The 19,575-nt window shown below is 52.5% G+C and carries 17 protein-coding genes; 10 read left to right on the top strand and 7 right to left on the bottom strand.

The window, feature by feature from the left end; genetic code table 11:
• Positions 1–3: 3 nt before the first annotated feature.
• Together ACP5D4_RS04070 and ACP5D4_RS04065 are read right to left on the bottom strand one after the other, a co-directional pair.
• Entirely contained in the window at positions 4–1,512 is a 1,509-nt protein-coding gene (locus ACP5D4_RS04070) for a sulfatase (protein ID WP_428010349.1), read from the bottom strand.
• Positions 1,513–1,641: 129 nt separating this feature from the next.
• The gene (locus tag ACP5D4_RS04065) at positions 1,642–1,869 is read right to left on the bottom strand and encodes an indolepyruvate ferredoxin oxidoreductase subunit alpha (protein WP_428010348.1); all 228 of its coding nucleotides are present in this window, start codon (positions 1,867–1,869) and stop codon (positions 1,642–1,644) included.
• Between the two features lie 218 nt (positions 1,870–2,087).
• On the opposite strand from ACP5D4_RS04065, the gene ACP5D4_RS04060 reads away from it, so the two are divergent.
• The 8 genes from ACP5D4_RS04060 (at position 2,088) to ACP5D4_RS04025 (ending at position 8,756) form a co-directional block, all read left to right on the top strand.
• Positions 2,088–2,714 carry a hypothetical protein gene (locus tag ACP5D4_RS04060; RefSeq protein WP_428010347.1) on the top strand — a complete coding sequence of 209 codons (627 nt, stop codon included), beginning with the start codon at positions 2,088–2,090 and terminating at the stop codon, positions 2,712–2,714.
• A gap of 75 nt (positions 2,715–2,789) precedes the next feature.
• The gene (locus ACP5D4_RS04055; protein ID WP_428010346.1) at positions 2,790–3,110 is read left to right on the top strand and encodes a 2Fe-2S iron-sulfur cluster-binding protein; all 321 of its coding nucleotides are present in this window, start codon (positions 2,790–2,792) and stop codon (positions 3,108–3,110) included.
• 117 nt (positions 3,111–3,227) lie between these two features.
• The gene (locus ACP5D4_RS04050; RefSeq protein ID WP_428010345.1) at positions 3,228–3,410 is read left to right on the top strand and encodes a hypothetical protein; all 183 of its coding nucleotides are present in this window, start codon (positions 3,228–3,230) and stop codon (positions 3,408–3,410) included.
• 16 nt (positions 3,411–3,426) lie between these two features.
• Complete coding sequence (locus ACP5D4_RS04045) at positions 3,427–4,488, top strand: DUF3326 domain-containing protein (RefSeq protein ID WP_428010344.1); 1,062 nt, start codon at positions 3,427–3,429, stop codon at positions 4,486–4,488.
• A gap of 6 nt (positions 4,489–4,494) precedes the next feature.
• Complete coding sequence (locus ACP5D4_RS04040) at positions 4,495–5,082, top strand: CPBP family intramembrane glutamic endopeptidase (protein ID WP_428010343.1); 588 nt, start codon at positions 4,495–4,497, stop codon at positions 5,080–5,082.
• Between the two features lie 62 nt (positions 5,083–5,144).
• The gene (locus ACP5D4_RS04035; RefSeq protein ID WP_428010342.1) at positions 5,145–6,008 is read left to right on the top strand and encodes an inositol monophosphatase family protein; all 864 of its coding nucleotides are present in this window, start codon (positions 5,145–5,147) and stop codon (positions 6,006–6,008) included.
• A 69-nt stretch (positions 6,009–6,077) separates the two neighbouring features.
• Positions 6,078–7,013 carry a J domain-containing protein gene (locus tag ACP5D4_RS04030; protein ID WP_428010341.1) on the top strand — a complete coding sequence of 312 codons (936 nt, stop codon included), beginning with the start codon at positions 6,078–6,080 and terminating at the stop codon, positions 7,011–7,013.
• Between the two features lie 513 nt (positions 7,014–7,526).
• A complete protein-coding gene (locus ACP5D4_RS04025) occupies positions 7,527–8,756 on the top strand; it encodes an ATP phosphoribosyltransferase regulatory subunit (RefSeq protein ID WP_428010340.1) in 1,230 nt (409 codons plus the stop codon).
• A gap of 210 nt (positions 8,757–8,966) precedes the next feature.
• On the opposite strand, the gene ACP5D4_RS04020 is transcribed toward ACP5D4_RS04025, so the two are convergent.
• The 3 genes from ACP5D4_RS04020 to ACP5D4_RS04010 all read right to left on the bottom strand — a co-directional run bounded on the left by ACP5D4_RS04020 (position 8,967) and on the right by ACP5D4_RS04010 (position 13,561).
• The gene (locus ACP5D4_RS04020) at positions 8,967–10,415 is read right to left on the bottom strand and encodes an aminotransferase class I/II-fold pyridoxal phosphate-dependent enzyme (RefSeq protein WP_428010339.1); all 1,449 of its coding nucleotides are present in this window, start codon (positions 10,413–10,415) and stop codon (positions 8,967–8,969) included.
• A gap of 334 nt (positions 10,416–10,749) precedes the next feature.
• Positions 10,750–12,564, bottom strand: coding sequence for a hypothetical protein (locus tag ACP5D4_RS04015; protein WP_428010338.1), 1,815 nt, complete (start codon positions 12,562–12,564; stop codon positions 10,750–10,752).
• A 43-nt stretch (positions 12,565–12,607) separates the two neighbouring features.
• Positions 12,608–13,561 carry a hypothetical protein gene (locus ACP5D4_RS04010; protein ID WP_428010337.1) on the bottom strand — a complete coding sequence of 318 codons (954 nt, stop codon included), beginning with the start codon at positions 13,559–13,561 and terminating at the stop codon, positions 12,608–12,610.
• A gap of 274 nt (positions 13,562–13,835) precedes the next feature.
• Between ACP5D4_RS04010 and ACP5D4_RS04005 the strand changes: the two genes are divergently transcribed.
• Entirely contained in the window at positions 13,836–16,874 is a 3,039-nt protein-coding gene (locus tag ACP5D4_RS04005; protein ID WP_428010336.1) for an alpha-mannosidase, read from the top strand.
• 161 nt (positions 16,875–17,035) lie between these two features.
• On the opposite strand, the gene malQ is transcribed toward ACP5D4_RS04005, so the two are convergent.
• Positions 17,036–18,541 carry a 4-alpha-glucanotransferase gene (gene malQ / locus ACP5D4_RS04000; protein WP_428010335.1) on the bottom strand — a complete coding sequence of 502 codons (1,506 nt, stop codon included), beginning with the start codon at positions 18,539–18,541 and terminating at the stop codon, positions 17,036–17,038.
• Positions 18,542–18,667: 126 nt separating this feature from the next.
• On the opposite strand from malQ, the gene ACP5D4_RS03995 reads away from it, so the two are divergent.
• Positions 18,668–19,102 carry an NUDIX domain-containing protein gene (locus ACP5D4_RS03995; RefSeq protein WP_428010334.1) on the top strand — a complete coding sequence of 145 codons (435 nt, stop codon included), beginning with the start codon at positions 18,668–18,670 and terminating at the stop codon, positions 19,100–19,102.
• Positions 19,103–19,239: 137 nt separating this feature from the next.
• On the opposite strand, the gene ACP5D4_RS03990 is transcribed toward ACP5D4_RS03995, so the two are convergent.
• Positions 19,240–19,542 carry a hypothetical protein gene (locus tag ACP5D4_RS03990; protein WP_428010333.1) on the bottom strand — a complete coding sequence of 101 codons (303 nt, stop codon included), beginning with the start codon at positions 19,540–19,542 and terminating at the stop codon, positions 19,240–19,242.
• Positions 19,543–19,575: the final 33 nt, after the last annotated feature.

The following is a 19,575-nucleotide window of genomic DNA, read 5'->3' as shown; positions in this document are numbered from 1 at the left end:
TGGCTACGCTGTGGGTTGAAACGCCGACCAACCCTGTTGGAGTTTTTCGCTCAACTCGGCGACAATATCGGCCATTTCCGGCTGTTCGGCGATATTGACATTTTCGCCGGGGTCTTCAACGTGGTCGTACAGCATTCTGGCGTTGAGGTTGCCTTGATTGTTTCGCCACTCCGTATAGCGATAGCGATCGCTCTTAATCGATTCGCCGCTGTTATACCGACTGAAGACCGCTTCTTTCCAGGGTAAATCGGGGTTTTGAAATAAGGGAACGAAACTCGCTCCTTCAAGGTGGTCGGGGCGATCGATACCGCACAAATCGCACAGGGAGGGATAGATATCCACGAATTCCACCAAGGCTCTCGTCCGTTGTCCGGGGGGAACGCCGGGACCGCGAACCAACAGCGGCGAGTGTAGGGACGTCTCGAAGTTGGCGTGTTTGCACCACAGACTATGTTCGCCCAGTTGCCAGCCGTGGTCGCCCCACAATACGACGATGGTATTGTCGCTCAAACCCATGTCGTCGAGAGCGTCGAGAACTTGACCGATTTGAGCGTCAACGTAGCTGGTACAGGCGTAGTAGCCGTGGATGAGGGTTCGCGCCGTTTCGTCGGAAACGGGGCCTTCTTGGGGAATACCGGAGTAGGAGCGCAGTTCGCCCCAGTTGTGGAGGGCTTTATCGGGGGCGCCTTTGGGTCGAAAGGGGTTGTCGGCCAGGTCGATTTCGTCGCGATCGTAGAGATCCCAGTATCGTTTGGGAGCGTTGAAGGGAAGGTGGGGTTTGAAGAAGCCGACGCCCAGGAAAAAGGGTTTGGGTTTGTCTTTGAGGCGATCGAGGGTTTTGATGGTGCGATCGGCAATTTTGCCGTCAGCATAAACGTTATCGGCGACTTCGGCCATTTCGACGGGGGGACCGAAGGGGCCGCCGTTGGCGATCGCAATTTCTTGATTTTCTTGTTTGACGTAGGCGTCTTTTCCCCACATTCCCCAGGGACGCCAGGAAGGCTCTACCCAACTCTCGCTATCGTCGTTTTGCGTGTGGTATACCTTGCCGTAGGAAATCGTCCGATACCCGTTCCGTTTGAAGGTCATCGGCCAACTGGGGACGTCGGGCAAATCTTCGTCTTTGCGGGCTTTGTAGGTGACGAAGCGGGTGTCTGTGGGACGCGCCCCGGCCAGGGTGCTGGCTCTCGATGCGCCGCAGACGGGAACTTGGCAATAGGCTCGCTCGAACAGCATTCCTCCGGCGGCCAGGCGATCGATATTCGGCGAAATCATCTGTTGGTGGCCGTAGCAGTTGAGTTGGGGGCGCAAGTCGTCTACGACGATGGCTAGGACGTTCGGCGGTTTGTTGGCTTTGTTGGGTCTAGAAGTCCCACTGGGTCGGTTTTCACATCCCGCAAGCCAACGGGTACTCGCTCCGAATGCTGCGGTTGCGAACAATCCTTGTAGTAACCGACGCCGCGATATAGAAGAAGGAGAGCGATCGCCTTGCATTTCCCACCAATTGAACACGACTCACCCGATTTTAGCGGTTTTTTACCCAATTGACGTTTTCTCCCACCCATGCCAGATCCCCGGCATCTCCAAGATGCCGGGGATCTTTGCGAGGATGTTTACAGGGAATTTTCGAGGTTTTGGGATCTACTGGGGCGTTCTTTGCAGATCGGGACGTTCTTCGTCCACGATCGCCCCTTCCACCGGGCAAACTTGCAGGCAGATGCCACAGTCGATACAGGTGGCAAAATCGATCCAGTACCAATCGGTACCTTTGGTGTTTTTGCCGGGGCCTTCGTGAATGCAGGCCACGGGGCAGGCTTCTACGCAGTCGGCAATGCCTTCGCAGGTGTTGGTGACGATGGTATGTGGCATGAGGTCTTCCTAACGTTCGATCGCTACTAGAATGTAAAGCGTTCTTTACATTCTAACGGTTGTCGCCTCTCGGCTACAGGGAAGAAACGGGCATTTTCTGCTAAAATTCCCTTTTTTTTATGGATTTATTTCTATTTTTTTGTAGCTTTTAATAAAAAACTAGCGAGATTGATTTGCTTTTTATTGATAATTTAAAATATCTTGTACAGCAGAAAAGCATGACATATAAATACAGATTTCTCCAAAAAACCGCCTTAATTATATTACTGCCCCCCCTAGCCTCGAACTTTTTCGGCTGTATTCGCTCCCCTCTCAGAACTGTCAACCAAGAAGGCGTTTACGAATATCGTAGCCTGCACAGTTCCGACGGTATTGGTAAATTTTACATAGGTCGAGAAATCGCCAAAGTCATGGAACATTCCGAAATGTTGTGGCTCGAACGACTCGATCGCCAACGACAAGAACGCCCCGATCTCGCGATGAACTCTGTCGAAAACCTCCAACCCGTTTTAGGAACTGCCACTCATCCCAATTTGCCCGTTTCCAGTTTAGTCCTGGGGTTGAGGGTGGACGCCCACCACGAATTCGAGTGGCCGCGAGAGATGATGGAACGAGCGGTGCAGTCCCTCAAACCAGACGGGCGCGTGGTCTGGGTAGAGTATCGCGGCGAAAATCCCTTGATTCCCCTCACAGGACTGCATAAAATGACCAAAAAGCAAGTCAAACAGGAAATGGCAGCCGTGGGATTGCCGTGGCGATCGACCGACAACGGCCTCCCCAACCAAGATTTAATGGTATTCTTCCGTGCCAACGCCCTCGCAAATCTGAATTTTGTGAAAGAATAAAAGACTGTATCCATTACTCAATCGCGATAAAGATTCCCCGCGCCGAAACCTTGTCAAGGAGGATCGCACCGAACTATGCCTAAGACTTACACTGTCGAAATCCTGCACGAAGGTCAAACCCACACGATCGAAGTTCCGGAAAACGTCACCGTTCTCCAAGCCGCTCACGACGCCGATATCGATCTCCCCAGTTCCTGCTATTCCGGGGTTTGCACCACCTGCGCCGCAAAAATCGTTGAAGGCAGCGTCGAACAGGGAGACGGAATGGGCATCAGCCCGGAACTACAAGAAGAAGGATACGCCCTGCTGTGCGTGGCTTATCCGCGATCGAATCTGAAAGTCGAAACCAACAAAGAAGACGAAGTGTATCAACGCCAGTTCTCTCAACCCGCTTAGTTTGGGGTGATGGTGCGATCGGGGTGATAGGGGAATGGGGAGAAACTGTCAACTGTTCCCCGTTCCCGATTCCCCGTTCCCTGTCTTCAATGTTGACTGTTCACTGTTGAAAAAGCCATGACTACCCATTTCATTACCGCAGAAATCGATTTAACAGAATCTCCCAAACAACTGCACCAGAACATCGAAGCCGAACTCGAAAAACGCGGCGAACCGCTGCGCTGGGCGGTGACGGAAACCCACCCCGAAACGGGTAAAGCGAAGGTCGAAGCGGTGGTCACGCAAGACCAAAACCCTTAACGCAACGCTTAAGTTCGTGACCCGACCGTATACCGTTGTCGCTCTCGTTCCGACGGGAATCGGTGCTGATATCGGCGGCTATGCTGGTGATGCCATTCCCGTCGCCCGGGCGATCGCTCAGGTGTGCGATCGCCTGATTACTCACCCCAACGTCCTCAACGGCGCTCAACTGTACTGGCCGCAACCGAATATCTTCTACGTAGAAGGTTACGGGTTAGACCAGTTCGCCGCCGGACGTTGGGGACTGCGCCCGGTGCGTCAAAATCGGGTGGGGCTGATTTTAGATAAAGCCATCGAACCGGAACTGCGGCTGCGCCACGTTCAAGCTGCTGACGCCACCCGCGCGACCTTGGGACTGGATTTAACCGATTACGTGGTGACGGACAAGCCTCTCGGCGTCAGTCTCCGCACCTCTGACGCCGGGGCGAGTTGGGGAACGCTCGATCGCCCCGATAGCTTGCTGCGGGCCGCGGAAGTCTTAATCGATCGCGCCGGTGCCGAAGCGATCGCGATCGTTGCCCGCTTCCCCGACGAAAGCGGCGAAGCCCTGGAGAATTACCGCAGCGGACAAGGGGTCGATCCCATCGCTGGGGCTGAAGCGGTTATCAGTCATTTAGTGGTGCGTCAGTTCCGCATTCCCGCCGCTCACGCTCCCGCCCTCTCGCCGCTTCCCGCTGACCCCAGCCTGTCCCCTCGGGCGGCGGCCGAAGAACTCGGCTATACTTTTTTACCCTGCGTGTTGGTGGGTTTGAGTGGCGCTCCGCAGTTTTCGGAGGTGTCTGATATTTCCGACGGGTCTGAAAACGGTACGATGCGATCGCGCGATGTGGATGCCGTCGTGGTTCCCGAAACCGCCTGCGGGGGCAGTGCTATCCTGAGTTTGAGTCAAACTGCCGCGCGAATCCTGGCCGTTCGCGACAATCGCACGAAGATGCGGGTTCCGCCGGCCGCTCTGGGAATTTCAGCAATTACGGTAAATTCATATTTAGAGGCGTTGGGGGTTTTAGTCGCGCATCGGGCGGGAATTAGTCCCGCCGCCCTGAGTCCCCATCTGCCTCCGAGCCGTCAACTTTCTTAATCTAGCGTGACCGATCGTCCTCCTCCGCCCGAGACCGAATCCCTCACTCGCACCCAAATTTTAATCGCGATGGGCATTACGGCCATCGTCTTGCTGGGCGTGGCCAAATTGTGGTTGCGATTTGGGACTGTCGAGTTGTTACCTCTATACTGGAATCCGAACGCTATCCTTTGGGGCGCTGCTCTGAGCTTGGCGATCGTTGCGGCCAGTTCGCTGCTCTATCGCCTGTGGCCGGCTTACCGCGAAAGCGCCCAATTTTATTTAGAACTGGTCATCGCGCCCTTGGCTTGGCCGGATTTGCTCTGGTTGGGTCTGCTGCCGGGGATGAGCGAGGAACTGCTGTTTCGCGGCGTCATGTTGCCCGCCTTGGGCTTAAATCCGTTTGGATTAGCTCTCTCGAGCGTCTGTTTCGGGGCGCTGCATTTGAGTAATGCCAAGCAATGGCCCTATACGATTTGGGCGACGGTCGTGGGAGGGCTGTTAGGGGCCAGTGCGTGGCTCAGCGGTAATCTTTTGGTTCCGATCGTGGTTCACGTGCTGACCAACTGGATGTCTGCCTGTTTGTGGAAGTTTCGCCAGTTTCAGGGCAGCTAAATGACGGGTCTCTTGAGAAGGATTTTTAAGCACTGTAAATTATTCGCGAACGCTAAAGTCTGATGAGTTCTAATCGTTTCGATCGCCTGCCCGTTCTGCTCGATATCGCTACGGAAGCTGCTTTGGCTGGAGGCGCGGTGTTGAAAGCCTATTGGGGCAAACTCGATGGCGTGGAGGAAAAAGGCCGTTCGGGGGATTTGGTCACGGCGGCCGATAAAGCGGCTGAAGCCCGCGTTCTCGAGGTGCTGAACCGTCACGTTCCCGAACACGGTATTTTGGCAGAGGAATCGGGCAACCTGGGACAACAGGAAAGTCCCTTTCTCTGGGCGATCGATCCCCTCGACGGAACCACTAACTACGCTCACCAATATCCCCTGTTTGCGGTGTCGGTGGGGCTGTTAATTGAGGGAACTCCGGCGGTGGGCGTGGTCTACAATCCCGCGACGGAGGAACTGTTTCGGGCGGCGAAGGGATTGGGGGCAACCCGCAATCGCGTGCCGATGCGGGTTTCGACCACCGGATCGCTCGATCGCAGTCTCTTGGTAACGGGCTTTGCATACGATCGACGGGAAAGGGACGATAATAATTACGCGGAATTTTGTTATTTGACCCATCTCACGCAAGGGGTTCGACGCAGCGGCTCGGCGTCGGTGGATTTGGCTCACGTGGCTTGCGGTCGTCTCGATGGCTATTGGGAACGGGGTCTCTCCCCCTGGGACATTACTGCTGGCATCGTTCTGGTGGAGGAAGCGGGCGGGCGCGTCACGGCTTACGACGGTTCGCCCCTGGACGTGACCTCGGGGCGACTTCTGGCCACAAACGGACGAATTCACCAGGAAACGAGCGATCGACTGCTGGAAGTGCAGCCCCTGGCGGACCTGCCGGGGGTCGGACACTTAACTGGACGCTCCCCCGTCTCCAATTAAAAGGTCTAGAGTATAGAAAGATAACACCAGATAAGTATTGATAATCGTAACGGAGGTGGTGACGACACGATGTCGTTGTCTTTTGAGATCGAACGCGGACTGTTTCACTTCGACTTTACCGACCACCACGCCATTTTGGGAATTTCCCTCGACGCTGAGCCGAAAGCGATTCGCAAACGCTATCTCAGCATCGCGCGGCGGTTGCATCCGGACGTCTGTAAAGCCGACAATCGAGAACTCGCGCAAGCGGTTCTCTCGAAATTAGTCAACCCGGCTTACGCCAAACTGTCCAACGAGCGGGAATTGAACGATTACGGGGTCTTGTTGCGGATGACCGCCAAACGACTGCTGCAAGAACATCAGTCGGTGACGCTACAGAGCGAACAGGCTCGGGCGCTCATGGCAGGGGACGGATATGAAGCTCAGTATCGTGCGGCGGTGGCACAACTGGCTCAGGGCCAGTACGAGAACTTGGAAACGGTGGCCGACACCATCAGCGAACTGAGCGAACTCAATTTCGCCTATTTGTTTCGCCGGGAACAACAAAATAAAGGCTGGCCGAAATCTAAGGAGAGTCGGGCCGACCGGCCGGCGCCGCCGCCTCCTCCCCCTCGCTCTTCGACGGATGCGTTGGTGGACAAGTATTTTCAACGGGCGCAGTCGCTTTTGGAGAAAAATCTTTGCCCCCAAGCTCGCAAGGAACTGCAAGACGCGATTAAACTCGACCCCAACAGCAGCCGCTGTCACGGTTTGATGGCGTTGGTTTACGTCAAACAACAGGAGAAACAACCCTCCAGCCTTAATTTGCGGATGGCGAACAATCATTTGACGAAGGCGTTGAAACTTGACCCCAAAGACCCTACCGCCCTCGAAGCACGCAAGCAGATTACTCATATCATGGCGCGATCGGGAGAGGGTAAGGGCAAACCGAAAACGAAACCGCCGAAAAAATCCGATCGCGGCGGCGGTGGGTTGTTCGGACTCTTTGGGGGGAAGAAAAAATAACCCAATCTTAACTTGCTTTCGTGACCAAAGATTGAGGGTTTCAAGCCCCGCCCTTTTAGGGCGGCATTTGAATGCTAAACTGAAGTCAGTCCGGTGCCGGGTGATTCGTCGGTAGCCCAGCCCGTAAAGGGTCTTTAACGACCATTGCGACACCGGTGCTGAGGTGCGAGAGACCTCTTTAAAAACGCAAGCACTCAAAAGAGTCGCGAGACCCGAAAAGTCGAGCATTTGCTCAAATACTTTCTAACGTACCGTGGGGCGCACGGAAACGTAAAGCCTGGGGAGATCAGACCTCTGGGGTCTTCAGCCATTGTCTTAAAAGCATCCAGTCGGAGAGTTGAAGGGGAATGGGTTCGAGTCAGCAAGTTGGCTTCTGGAGATTTAAAGGTGGATCGACGAACCAGGAATCCTCCTGCCTTCAGGCGGGGGAGAACGTCAACCTCCACCCCTGAGAATAAAGATCGACCAATTTCACGATTGCGTCGGATTTGGCAATTGCAACGGCGAACCAACATGACCGTACACCAACCTCCGGCCGGGGCGCGGGATTTACTGCCCCTCGATGTTACACAGAAACAGTGGATCGAACGACGCCTACAGGACGCTTTTCGGCGTTGGGGCTATCATCGGATTATTACTTCGACCCTGGAACGACTCGATACGCTTATGGCAGGGGGCGCCATCGACCGCTCGACGGTGATGCAGTTCCCCGACCCCGACGATGAAATGTTGGGGCTGCGTCCGGAGTTGACGGCTTCGATCGCTCGGGCTGCGGTGACGCGGATGGCGGAGTTATCTCTCCCGCAACGACTTTATTACAACGCCAACGTTTTTCGCCGCAATCGCTCTAAGGCTTACGGCGGACAGCAGGAATTCTATCAAGCCGGGGTCGAACTCCTCGGCATTGATGGGGCGATGGCTGATGTGGAAGTGTTGCTATTGCTGGTTGACTGTTTGCGAAGTGTGGGGTTGCAACGCTGGACGCTGGTGTTGGGAGAGGCGGAACTGACACGATCGCTCCTCGACCCGTTTCCGGAGGCTCAACGCGATCGCGTGCGCGAGGCCATCGCTGGGCTCGATCGCGTGGCGGTGGAAACGATGGACTTGTCGCCGCAATTGCGCGATCGCGCTCTGATGTTGTTCGATTTGCGCGGACGTCCCAAGGATGTTTTACAGCGCTTGGCGACCCTCGACCTCGACGACGACCGACGCCGCGTCCTCGATAATCTTAAGTCGATCGTCTCCCTCGTTGAAGCGATCGACCCAAAACTTCTCGAGTCGGTGGTTCTCGATTTGAGCCTCATCGAAACCTTTAATTACTACACGGGGATCGTCTTTGAGGTGGTCTGCGAGTGCGACTCGGGAACTCGCCTCCTCGGTAAAGGCGGACGCTACGATCGCCTTTTGGAACTCTACGACCCCCAAAATCGCCGCTGTCCCGGTATCGGCTTTTCTCTCAATTTGGAAGATTTACAACAAACGCTGTTGACGGGCGATCGGCTCCCTACAAACACCCCCGCCAGCGATTGGTTGGTCGTCCCTTCGACTCCCAGAGCGCAAGGGACGGCTTTCTCCTGCGCTCGCCAGTTGCGGCAAGACTCCCAGGTGGTACGGGTGGAGTTACTCCTTGAGGACTTCTCTGACAGCGATGAGGTGCGAGAGTACGCTCGCCGTCGCCGTATTTCCCATTTGGCTTGGGTCACGGAACAGGGTGAGGTACAGCGAGAAACTCTCGAGCCTTGACATCGGGAGGGCGTTAGGCGATGAGGGCGTAACGGGGTTGCTATTCACCCCGTTACGCCCTCGAATTGTTCTAGATTTAAAATGTTGACTAAAAAATCAAGTAAGTTGATATATTTTTATTATCCTAGATTACTCTCAAAGTATCAGAAAAATTCACCGAAGTCAAGTTTTAAAAATGCCGCGAGCGACTCGGATTCGCCACAGAGAGCGTTAGGCGACGACGGTTAAACGGGGTTCGGTTCCCGCTGCTAACCCCGTTATGCTGCCGCCGAACTTGACAATTTTCTCAATATATGATATAGAGGCAGCAGAAATTCGCTCTCCTGGTATTAAGGCGGGAATTCCAGGGGGGTAGGGACAAACGATTTCAGCACAAATGCGATCGATACTATGTTGTAACGGAACGGTTTCGGTGGCGGAAAAATGCGCGTCTCGGGGGGATAACGCCAACAGCGGAATCGGTGGAAACGTCACGGAAGAGACGGGTTCGGTGTTGTGGGGAAGGCGACGGAGTGAGTCGAATCCCCTGACGAGTCGATCGATATCTTCGAGGCTATTTCCTAGAGTAATAGCAAAGGTCAAATGTTGCAGTTCGGGGAGTTCGCAGGTGACGCCGAACTGTTCGTGAAGGGATTCGTCGGCGGTATATCCGGTAAATCCCCAGTTGGCGACGCTGACGGTGAGGCGAGTGGTGTCGAAGGGTGGGGAAGTCTCGAAAATCTCTAAATCGGGAAGTTGCGACAGTCGTTGTCTGGCGAGTTTGGCGAGGGTTAAAGTCTGTTGGAGTAAGTCGAATCCTTCGGTGGCGATTTGATGTCTGGCGGTGTCGAGACTGGCTAGAAGTAAGGCGTTGGGACTGGTAGATTGGACGAAGGATAACGCGCGATCGATCCGTTTGGCTTCGACACGATTTCCCTTCAAGTGCAACATCGACGCCTGAGACAGCGCACTGAGGGTTTTATGGGTCGATTGAACCACGATATCGGCGTCGGCGTCGAGAGCGGATTTCGGGAAATTTGGGTGAAAGTGGAAATGTGCGCCGTGCGCTTCGTCTACGATCAGGGGGAGGTTACGGCGGTGACAGAGTTGAGAAATTGCTTCGATATCGCTACAAACGCCGTGATAGGTAGGAGAAACAACTAAAACGGCGCAGATGTCGGAATGTTGGTTTAAGGCAAATTCTAGAGTTTCTGGAGTCGTTTTGAGGGCGATATTCCAATGGGGATGGTATTCGGTTTCGACGAATATCGGAACCGCTCCCGCGAGAATCGTTCCCGAAATCACCGATTTGTGAACGTTGCGGGGGAGAAGGATTTTATCGCCAGGGGAACAGGTGGCGAGGATAGCGGCGATAATTCCGGTGGTAGAACCGTTGGCGAGAAACCAGGTTTGAGATGCACCGAAGGCGTCGGCGGCGAGATGTTGCGCCTCTTGGATGACGCCGTCGGGATTGAAGAGGTTATCGAGTTCGGGAAGTTCGGGTAAGTCGGCTTGGAAAACAGTGTTTCCCCACCAGTTTTTAAGGAGTTTGGAAATTCCCCTTCCCTGTTTGTGTCCTGGTAGGTAAAAGGCGGCGTTGAGACGTTGAGATTGTTGTTTTAAGGCGTTAAGAAATGGGGTTTGGTGTTGCACGCTGTCCGGATTTTTGAGGTTTTTCAATCTCGAGTTATTAAATTATGTCAAGCAATCGGTATAATCCGAAATTTTAGTTATAAAAGATATAGCAATCCTAAGTCAATTGTGGCAATTCATAGAAGTGAAACTCAAGATCGAACGAAGATCGGATTGTCTCTAGATCTGTCTCTAGATCCCCGGCATCTTGGAGATGCCGGGGATCTCGCACAGCCCTGGATCGATCGGGGATTTGGCCACGAATCATTTCCTATGGCTATAGAAACACCCGATTGCAACAAGTAACTTTAGGTTGTTTTTTTAATCCTAGAGTTTTAAAAGTTACTTTTTGCAGCCAAACTTGAAGATTTTCTAACCTGATTTATTTCAGCCGCTCGAACAGCCAATTCCAGAGTTTCCCAATCCACAATTCAACTTTCAACATCACTCGATCGAGCCATTCTAACACTACTTCTAACGGGTGTTTCACATAACTGGAATCTTCCACTTGCGCCTCGAGCCAATCGGGATGGAATTCTGGCGCGTTGGAAGCCTTAGCGTTAGCAGAATTGATAGAGTCTCGAGTTCGAGACACTGTCGCTGTTTTCGGGGATTCGATCGCTCCCGTTTCCGTTTGACGCCGAACTTGACGCGATTGGCGAGTTTGGAGATTTCTCGATATGGAGGTTTGAGTTTTGGAATTGTGAAAGTTCGAGGTTTGAGTGTTTGAATTTTTCAATTGGGGAGTTTTAAATTTCGACGGTTGCGTTGGGAGACTTCTCGATTTCGCACCGTTCGATGGGGAAACTTGAGATTGACGAGAAGGAGATTGAGGCGATGCTACGGATTTCGGCGTCAATTCTGCTGTTTCCGTCGTCGAAATCGTCGTTTCGCGATTCGGGAACGAGGGTTTTGTCAGAGAACCTGTCGCCATCCAACGATCGATCTGTTGGGAAATCTGACGGAATGGATTTGACGGTTTTCCTTCCGGTAACGCCGTCGGGGATTCCACTTGGGAAAATTCGGCTTCTCGAGAGGAAGAAACTGACGTTTCGGAACTTTCAATTTCAAAATTCCAGGGATCGGGTACTGGAGACGCCGTCGGAGTGGCGAAGGATTTTCGCGGCGGTTGGCTGGGAACGTTTAAAGGATCGTCGAAATTGAAGAAGTAGGCGATCGCAGCTTCGATAAGGGCGCCTACTCGTTCGTATACGGTAGACTCGTCTAAGGTGGAATCGTCAAGTCTCAAGTTAAAGGTTGGAATTTGGGAAGGTTGAGATGCGATCGCACGGGTTCCGGGTAAGGCTGCGGTTTCGGAAAAACCCGACAGCCAAGGATCGACTTCTGAAAACTCTGGATTTTGGGGATTGAGAAACTTCCGATTTTCTGACGGCGAATTCAGAGTCTCTTCAACACCCAATTCGGAACTTCGGAATTTGCCCTCGCCGAAAAAGTAATCGATCGCCGCTTTGAGGATATGACGCAACTTCTCCAACGGCGGTTCGGGAGATTCGGCGATGGGGAGGAAATACTCGCTTTCTAAGGTGGCGAGACGACGATCGATCTCGTACACTGCCTGAGATGAAACGATCGCTCGGGTGTCGGAGTTTGTAAATTCTGAATTTACGGTTGTCGCCGGAAGTGCAGCTTCGTTAAACCAATTGAGACGACGGGCGATCGCACTCCCTCGAACCCACGTCATCAGTCGATCGAAGTTGTTTCTAGATTTTGATTTGACGGGTGGCGAAGACAGCGACGGCGACAACTGCGGAATTCGAGACAGTTCTGCTACAACGCAGTTCTCGAGTTGTTGTTGTTTTTCCGGGGAGAGAGGTTCGAGAATGCGATTTTCTGCGGCGACGAGAACCAGTTTTCCGTCTTGGCGAGAACTGGCAATTCCGCAAACGGGCGTTTCGCTAACTTCTAATCGATCGAGGGTTTCTAAAACGCTACGAACCGGGGTGTCGGATTGTGGTAACGCCTCCGCCGTCGCCGCCGAACCCGACGCTACTTGTCGATCGCTACCTCTGGCGGTTTGGAAAATGGCGTAAACCGGATACAGCAGGGTTTGTGTGGCGGTTTGTACGGCGAACTTGGCGTGACGAAAGGCTTTGGCTGCGGCGTCGCCAAATCGCAAGGTGCGATCGGCGATAAAGTTAAACAGGCGACTTTGGTAAGGACCGGTGTAAGCAGACACGATTCCGACTCCCCGTAGTTCGGTTATCCCTTTATTTTACCGTTCAACGGGAACCTTCGGAACGCAAGGCATTGGGAGAGTCCGGTAAAACACCCGCTTCGATATCGTCGCCGAAAATCTCGAAGGTGTACTCCCATAGCTGAGGGTTGCTGATTAAGTGTCGATAGTGGGGATCGTCGGCGAACTGTTTCCAGCGATGGCGTACTTTCATTTTGGAGGGGTTTCCGTGATGTTGAAGTCCGTCGAAGGAACTTCCGCCGCCGCAACCACTCACTTGGTTTAATCCGCGATCGCAAAATTTCAATCCCAAACGTTCGGCGATATGTTTTCGGTACGCCCTATTTTTCGTCCAGCGATTGTAATTGATACAGACTTTTTGAGAACTGAGATAGTTCGTTTCTCCCCTGAATTCTCGAGCGTGTTCGATCCATAAATCGACTAAGGTTTTTTGACGATCGCGCAGCGATAGCATATTGCTTTTGAATCGACTAGCCAACCAATTAAATGGGTCTCGCAAAATCAAAACATCCTGTCGGACGTTGCTTTTGCCTACATATAAGTCTCTATTTTTCTCGAACCGGGGATGGCAAATTTTAGGAAGGCTACAATCTTCATGGTTGTACACTAACAACGCTTTGGGCGTGAAGTTGCCAATATATTCTCCTTTATACCGTTGGATGGCGTCTTGGTATTCAGGAAAATGCTCCTCAAGATTTTGATATTTGTTCCGATAGGGATTTTCTCCAGGTTCTACGTTGTTGAGATGCCACACTTCCCCTTCGACTTGCGATCGCAGCCAGTTGATGATGGCGTGGTTGCCAATTCGACGCAAACCTACAACGCGAATTTCGGTTTGGTTGACGATGGGAGCGGTTTCCCTTTGGTATGCAAGGCGACACAGTTGGTCTTCGAGATGATTTCTGACGAGACGTTTCGTTCGTCGAAATGCCAGTCCGGGCTTTTGAATGGCTTTGATAACGAGAGGGCGATCGGACATGATTTTACAAAGCTATACAGCAATATTTTTTAGCGGTTACATTCTGTTTTTATCCAAATCAAACCGTTATCATCAATGAAATCAGAGCGATTCTAGCTTAAGTATACTCAATTTTTCTGGATTCAGACAGGAATTTTGCCTCGCTTAAAAATTGAGGACATCGCTGAATTTTCAACTTGTTATGACGGGCAAGGGTGACGAAGCGATCGTATTTGAAGTTCCCGTCTGTTTCGCGATAGGATACAATCGACTCGAAATTTGATGGAAACAGCCAGTGGAAAGACTCGCACAGGCGATCGCGCGGTTAAAACAACTTTGTCGCCTCGATATTTTAGAGAATTGGCGATTTTGCGATACCGATATCCAAACCGAACGAGCAGTTCGTCCGGAAACTTGGCAAAATTGGCATCCCGTCACCTTGAATTCCCGGCGACATATTCCCTGGAAACGAGGAAAACGGGTTTTGTGGCTGAGTCAAACCCTCGTCGTCCCCGACTTTTTAAACGATTACGACGTGACGGGCTTGGCGTTGCGGTTGTCGCTGCGCTGGTGGGCGGAAGACGCCCAAATTTTCGTCAACAAAAGATTGGTTCGAGAAGGAGATTTGTTCGACTGTTTCGGACGAGTGTTGCTAAAGGAATCTGTCAAACCGGGCGACTGTTTTAATCTGGCGATTCGTCTCGTCAGTCCCGGTCACGACGACGGCGCCTTAGTCACCTCCGAGTTAATATACGAAGCGGAGGAAATCGACCCCGGATTTGTCGCCGACGAACTGGCCGTTTGGGGAATTTTCCAGCGAGAGGTTCGAGATTTCTCTATATATATAGATGTCATCGACTGGGAGTCATTACCGGGCGATCGCGATCGCTTCCATCGTTCTCTCTCTCGACTTCGCCAAATCCTCGAAACTGAATTTCCCAAACCTCCCCTGACAATCTCTCTTCTCGGACACGCTCACCTAGACATGGCTTGGTTGTGGCCGATATCAGAAACCTGGGACGCCGCCCAACGAACCTTCGAGTCCGTCTTGTCCCTTCAACAAGACTTTTCAGACCTGATTTTTTGCCATTCCTCCCCGGCATTGTACGATTGGATCGAAACCCACCGCCCTGACTTGTTCGCCGAAATTCAAAACCGCGTTAAATCGGGAGTTTGGGAAATTGCAGCGGGATTGTGGGTCGAACCGGAATTCAATCTCGTCAGCGGCGAATCCATCGTCCGTCAAATTCTCTACGGACAGCAATATACCCGAGAGAAATTCGGCGAAATTTCTCGCGTGGCTTGGCTTCCCGACAGCTTCGGCTTTTGCTGGCAGCTTCCCCAACTCCTCAAAGCTGGGGGAATCGACTATTTCGTGACTCAGAAACTGCGCTGGAACGATACCACTGAATTTCCTTACGAGTGGTTTCGCTGGCAGTCTCCCGATGGGTCGGAAATCCTCAGTTGGATGAGTTCTCCCATCGGACAGGATATCGACCCCCAGCAAATCGCCCGCTACGCCAAAACTTGGCAGGAGAAAACGGGATTGTCTGAAGCCCTTTGGTTGCCGGGAGTGGGCGACCACGGCGGCGGTCCGACTCGGGATATGCTAGAAGTGGCGAGACGCTGGCAGCGATCGCCCCAATTTCCCCAACTCCAGTTTTCCAAAGCCACCGATTTCCTCGATCGCCTCGCCGCCGCTTCCCCTCAACCCCCCGTTTGGCGAGACGAACTCTATCTCGAATACCATCGCGGCTGTTACACCTCTCACGGCGATCGCAAACTCGCCAACCGTCGCGGCGAAGGCGGTTTGTACCAAGCAGAGATGTTAGCCTCCGTCGCGTCGAGATTGGCGAAAGTCCCCTATCCCAAAGCCCAACTCGATCGTGCTTGGAAACTCCTGCTCTTCGACCAGTTTCACGATATTCTCCCCGGTTCCGCTATTCCCGAAGTTTTCCGAGACGCCGATCGCGCCACGCAGGAGATCGATCGCACCGTCGCTGAGGTTGTCGAAACCTCCCTAAACTCCCTCACCCAACTCCTGAAACTCCCACCACCACCGCATTCTGAGGCTGTCCCGGTATATTGTGTTAACGTCGCGGGAGGCGATCGCTCTGAAGTGGTGGTTATACAGGTTATCGACCCCAGTAAAACCTGGATAGCTCGAGATATCGAGGGTAAAACGCTGCAAAGTATATCGTTTCGCGATACATTGCGAGTTTATATTCCCAAATTACCGGAAATGGGAATTACGACCCTCTGGATCGAGCCATCCTCACTTCCGGCGCGGAATTATGACATACCCAATTATGTCATAAAACTTCAAAACACACAAATTCGCGTAAAAATTGACAAAATTACCGGAAATTTAGCTTCAATCTTTCACGTCGAAACTCAACAGGAAATCCTGAACAGTTCCGGAGGCGATCGATTACAATTCTTTGAAGATAAAGGACAATATTGGGATGCTTGGAACATCGACCCCAACTATAAAGAAAAGCCTCTCGAAGCCGCTACCTTAGAATCGATAACCTGTCTAGAATACAGCGAAATCCGTCAGCGAGTGCGTGTCGTCCAGCGATTTCGCAACTCCCGCTTTATCCGCGACTACATCCTCGACATCGACTCCCCCATCCTCAAAATCGAAACTCGCGTCGATTGGCGAGAACCCCACGTCCTCGTCAAAACCGCCTTTGGCTTGAATCTCAACGCCGAAAGCTTCACCACCGAAATGCCCTTCGGAGCGATCGCACGTCCGACGCGACCCCAAACCGAGGCCGAAAAAGCCAAATGGGAAGTTCCCGCCTTCCAATGGGCGGATCTATCGGGAGACCGATTCGGCGTCAGTCTCCTCAACAATTACAAACAGGGTTACGACGCCAAACCGAACCAATTACGACTGACCCTATTACGGGGTTCCACTTGGCCAGACCCCGACGCCGACTTCGGCGAACATCGATTTTCCTACGCCATCTATCCCCATCGTGGCGATTGGCGAGACGCCGAAACCGTCCGATGGGGATATCGCTTCAACCAACCCGTTTTCGTCCGTCTCGGAAATTCCCAAACCTCCAGCGGACATCTTCCCCCATCAATGTCTTGGTTGACCGTCAAACCCAAACACTTCATCGTCACAGCGTTCAAACAAGCTGAAGATACCTCTCGGGGCTGGATTCTGCGAGGATACGACAGTATTGGAAACGCCGCCAAAGTCGAATTCGACGGTGTTTTAGGCGGTGCGATCGCCTCTCGCGTCGATGGTTTAGAACGGGATATCGAGGGAAGCGAAAACCTCAAACCCTGGCAAGTAGCCAGTTTCCGAATCCAGCTTTAAGACTTGCTTGAATTCTAGGTTTGAAAAGATTTGCTCCTCAAAACCCCGGCATTTTCGAGATACCGGGGTTCAGATATGAGAATGACAGAACCTCTGTGTTCTCTGCGTCTGGTGTGGTGAAAATTGAAACGCTCAAAAACCGATTTTCAACTTCCCAAAAACTACGGATTGCGACCGTAAACGCAGGTATAAAACAGCAATCGATCGCGCAACTCCTCCGTCAACATTTCCGGGTCGTACCGCCATTCCCAGTTTCCTTCCGCCTTACTGGGTTCGTTCATCCTGGCATCTGCCCCGAGTCCGAACAAATCCTGTAACGGAAACACCGCTTGATTGGCGTTCGTACTCATGGCCAAGCGAATCAAATCCCAGTTGAAACCTTCGCCGCGACTACAGCCGATATAGTCCCAAACCCGTTGGTTTTCGTCCTCAGAACGCGCCTCGTACCACCCAATTGTCGTATTGTTATCGTGGGTTCCCGTATAGACCACGAAATTTTTAGAATCGTAATTAAACGGTAAATAGGGATTGTCGCGACCGGAATCGAAGGCGAAGTGTAAAATCTTCATTCCGGGGAATTTAAAATGGTCTCGCAAGGCTTCCACTTCCGGGGTAATAATCCCCAAATCTTCGGCAACGATGGGCAGTTCTCCCAACTCCTCTTTCAATCGATCGAAAAATTCGTACCCCGGCGCTTCGACCCATTCCCCGTTCATCGCCGTCTCTTCGTCGCCAGGAACCGCCCAATAGGCTTCAAATCCTCGGAAATGGTCGATACGAATCAAATCCAAGCGATCGAGAACCGCGTGGAACCGTTGCATCCACCAGCGAAAATTGGTTTTCTTCAACGCCTCCCAATCGTAAATAGGATTTCCCCAGAGTTGACCCGTCGCACTGAAATAATCTGGCGGAACCCCTGCCATCAACGAAGGTTTTCCCGTTTCCTCGTCCAAACAAAAGATATCCCGATGGGCCCAAACATCGGCACTATCGTGAGCCACGTAAAACGGAATATCGCCGAACATTTGAATGTTGCGTTCGTTGGCATATTCCTTCAACGCCGACCACTGCCGGAAAAACTCGAATTGTAGGTATTTCCGAAACTCAATTTCTGGGTGAAGCTCTTCCCGCCACTTCTTCAACGCCTGGGGATCGCGTTTCGATACCTCGTCGTCCCAGGTATTCCAACTCGTTCCGTTGTAAACCTGGGTTTTGAGGGAAATAAATAGAGCGTAATCATCGAGCCAGTGGGCTTTATCCTTGCAAAACTCGACGAATTCCTTCTGCTGGTCGGTGGTGGCGACGCTGCGGAAATTGCGGTACGACTTTTGTAACAGCGGAGTTTTCACCTGTTCGACGCGATCGTAATCCACGCGATCGCTCTCGAATTCGGGAACCTCCGCCAAATCCTCTGGTGAGAGTAACCCATCGTCACACAGCCGTTCCAAACTAATCAGCAGCGGATTTCCCGCCATCGCCGAATAGGACAAATAGGGAGAATTCCCGTATCCCGTCGGTCCGAGGGGTAAAATTTGCCAGAGTTGCTGTCCGCTTCCGGCGAGGAAATCCACGAAGCGATAGGCTTCCTGTCCTAAATCGCCGATTCCAAACCGGCCGGGAAGGGAAGTCGGGTGCAGTAAAATTCCACTAGATCTCGGAAACGGCATAACTCTCGCCACTTGCTACAAGGTTGAATTTAACACGGGATTTCTCCAGTCCGGTCAATTTTTCGGCTTAAGTTCAACATTGACGCCGTCGCAGCGTCTTTCAACTCCCGGTTCATTTCTTCATTTATGACTTACCGCAACCCCGTCCCGACTGTCGATATTTTGATTGAATTGGTCGATCGCCCTCCCGGTGCGATCGTCCTCGTCGAACGCAAAAACCCCCCTCACGGCTGGGCCATACCTGGCGGTTTCGTCGATTACGGGGAAACCGTCGAAACGGCGGCGATTCGCGAAGCCAAGGAAGAAACGGGGTTAGACGTAGAACTTATCGAACAGTTTCACGTTTACTCGAATCCCAAACGAGACCCTCGCAAACATACCCTCAGCGTCGTGTTTCTCGCCACCGCTACGGGAAACCCCCAAGCGGGAGACGACGCCAAGCATTTAGAGGTGTTTTCGGTGTGGGAACTTCCCCAAACTCTCTGTTTCGACCACGATCGCATTTTGAAGGACTATCGCCACTATCGCTTTTACGGAAAACGTCCGAGTTTGGAGGTTTGAACCCAAAAATAGCGACGTCCAAACCCCCACCTCGAAACAGGTGGAGATCGGTCAAGGACTGCAATGTAATTGTCTCGGGAAGCGAAACCCTAAAACTTCTGTGTTTTCTGTGCTTCTAGGCTGAACGTTCTCGACAATTACCTCGGTTCGGGAATCGGTTGCGGAACCGGAGTCGGTGTCGGTTGAGGTGACGGTGTGGGAATCGGTTGCGGAACCGGAGTCGGTGTCGGTTGAGGCGACGGTGTGGGAATCGGTTCAGTCGGAATGGGAGGTTTTGGCGGTTTTGGCGTGGTGATGGCGTAACACATAAAACGGGGGAGTTGTGGCGGCTTAACTCCACCTCTATCGAATCCATCGCAGTCCTGGCGTCTCTCTGTCGATAGAGATGTCGCAATTTCCCATTCCCCCTCAATCGTTAGATGTTGTCGGGCGATCTCCATTGTTAAGTTTTATAACAGAAGCGACCGTTACGA

Source organism: Baaleninema sp. (genome assembly GCF_049974805.1).
Classification (GTDB): Bacteria; Cyanobacteriota; Cyanobacteriia; order Cyanobacteriales; family Geitlerinemataceae; genus Baaleninema.
This window is presented reverse-complemented; position numbering and strand designations above follow the sequence as displayed.

Coding starts and splice junctions, on each gene's coding strand:
- ACP5D4_RS04035 (WP_428010342.1), top strand. CDS start 5,145: ATGAGTTCTAATCGTTTCGATCGCCTGCCCGTTCTGCTCGATATCGCT.
- ACP5D4_RS04055 (WP_428010346.1), top strand. CDS start 2,790: ATGCCTAAGACTTACACTGTCGAAATCCTGCACGAAGGTCAAACCCAC.
- malQ (WP_428010335.1), bottom strand. CDS start 18,541: ATGCCGTTTCCGAGATCTAGTGGAATTTTACTGCACCCGACTTCCCTT.
- ACP5D4_RS04050 (WP_428010345.1), top strand. CDS start 3,228: ATGACTACCCATTTCATTACCGCAGAAATCGATTTAACAGAATCTCCC.
- ACP5D4_RS03990 (WP_428010333.1), bottom strand. CDS start 19,542: ATGGAGATCGCCCGACAACATCTAACGATTGAGGGGGAATGGGAAATT.
- ACP5D4_RS04010 (WP_428010337.1), bottom strand. CDS start 13,561: ATGTCCGATCGCCCTCTCGTTATCAAAGCCATTCAAAAGCCCGGACTG.
- ACP5D4_RS04060 (WP_428010347.1), top strand. CDS start 2,088: ATGACATATAAATACAGATTTCTCCAAAAAACCGCCTTAATTATATTA.
- ACP5D4_RS04025 (WP_428010340.1), top strand. CDS start 7,527: ATGACCGTACACCAACCTCCGGCCGGGGCGCGGGATTTACTGCCCCTC.
- ACP5D4_RS04030 (WP_428010341.1), top strand. CDS start 6,078: ATGTCGTTGTCTTTTGAGATCGAACGCGGACTGTTTCACTTCGACTTT.
- ACP5D4_RS04065 (WP_428010348.1), bottom strand. CDS start 1,869: ATGCCACATACCATCGTCACCAACACCTGCGAAGGCATTGCCGACTGC.
- ACP5D4_RS03995 (WP_428010334.1), top strand. CDS start 18,668: ATGACTTACCGCAACCCCGTCCCGACTGTCGATATTTTGATTGAATTG.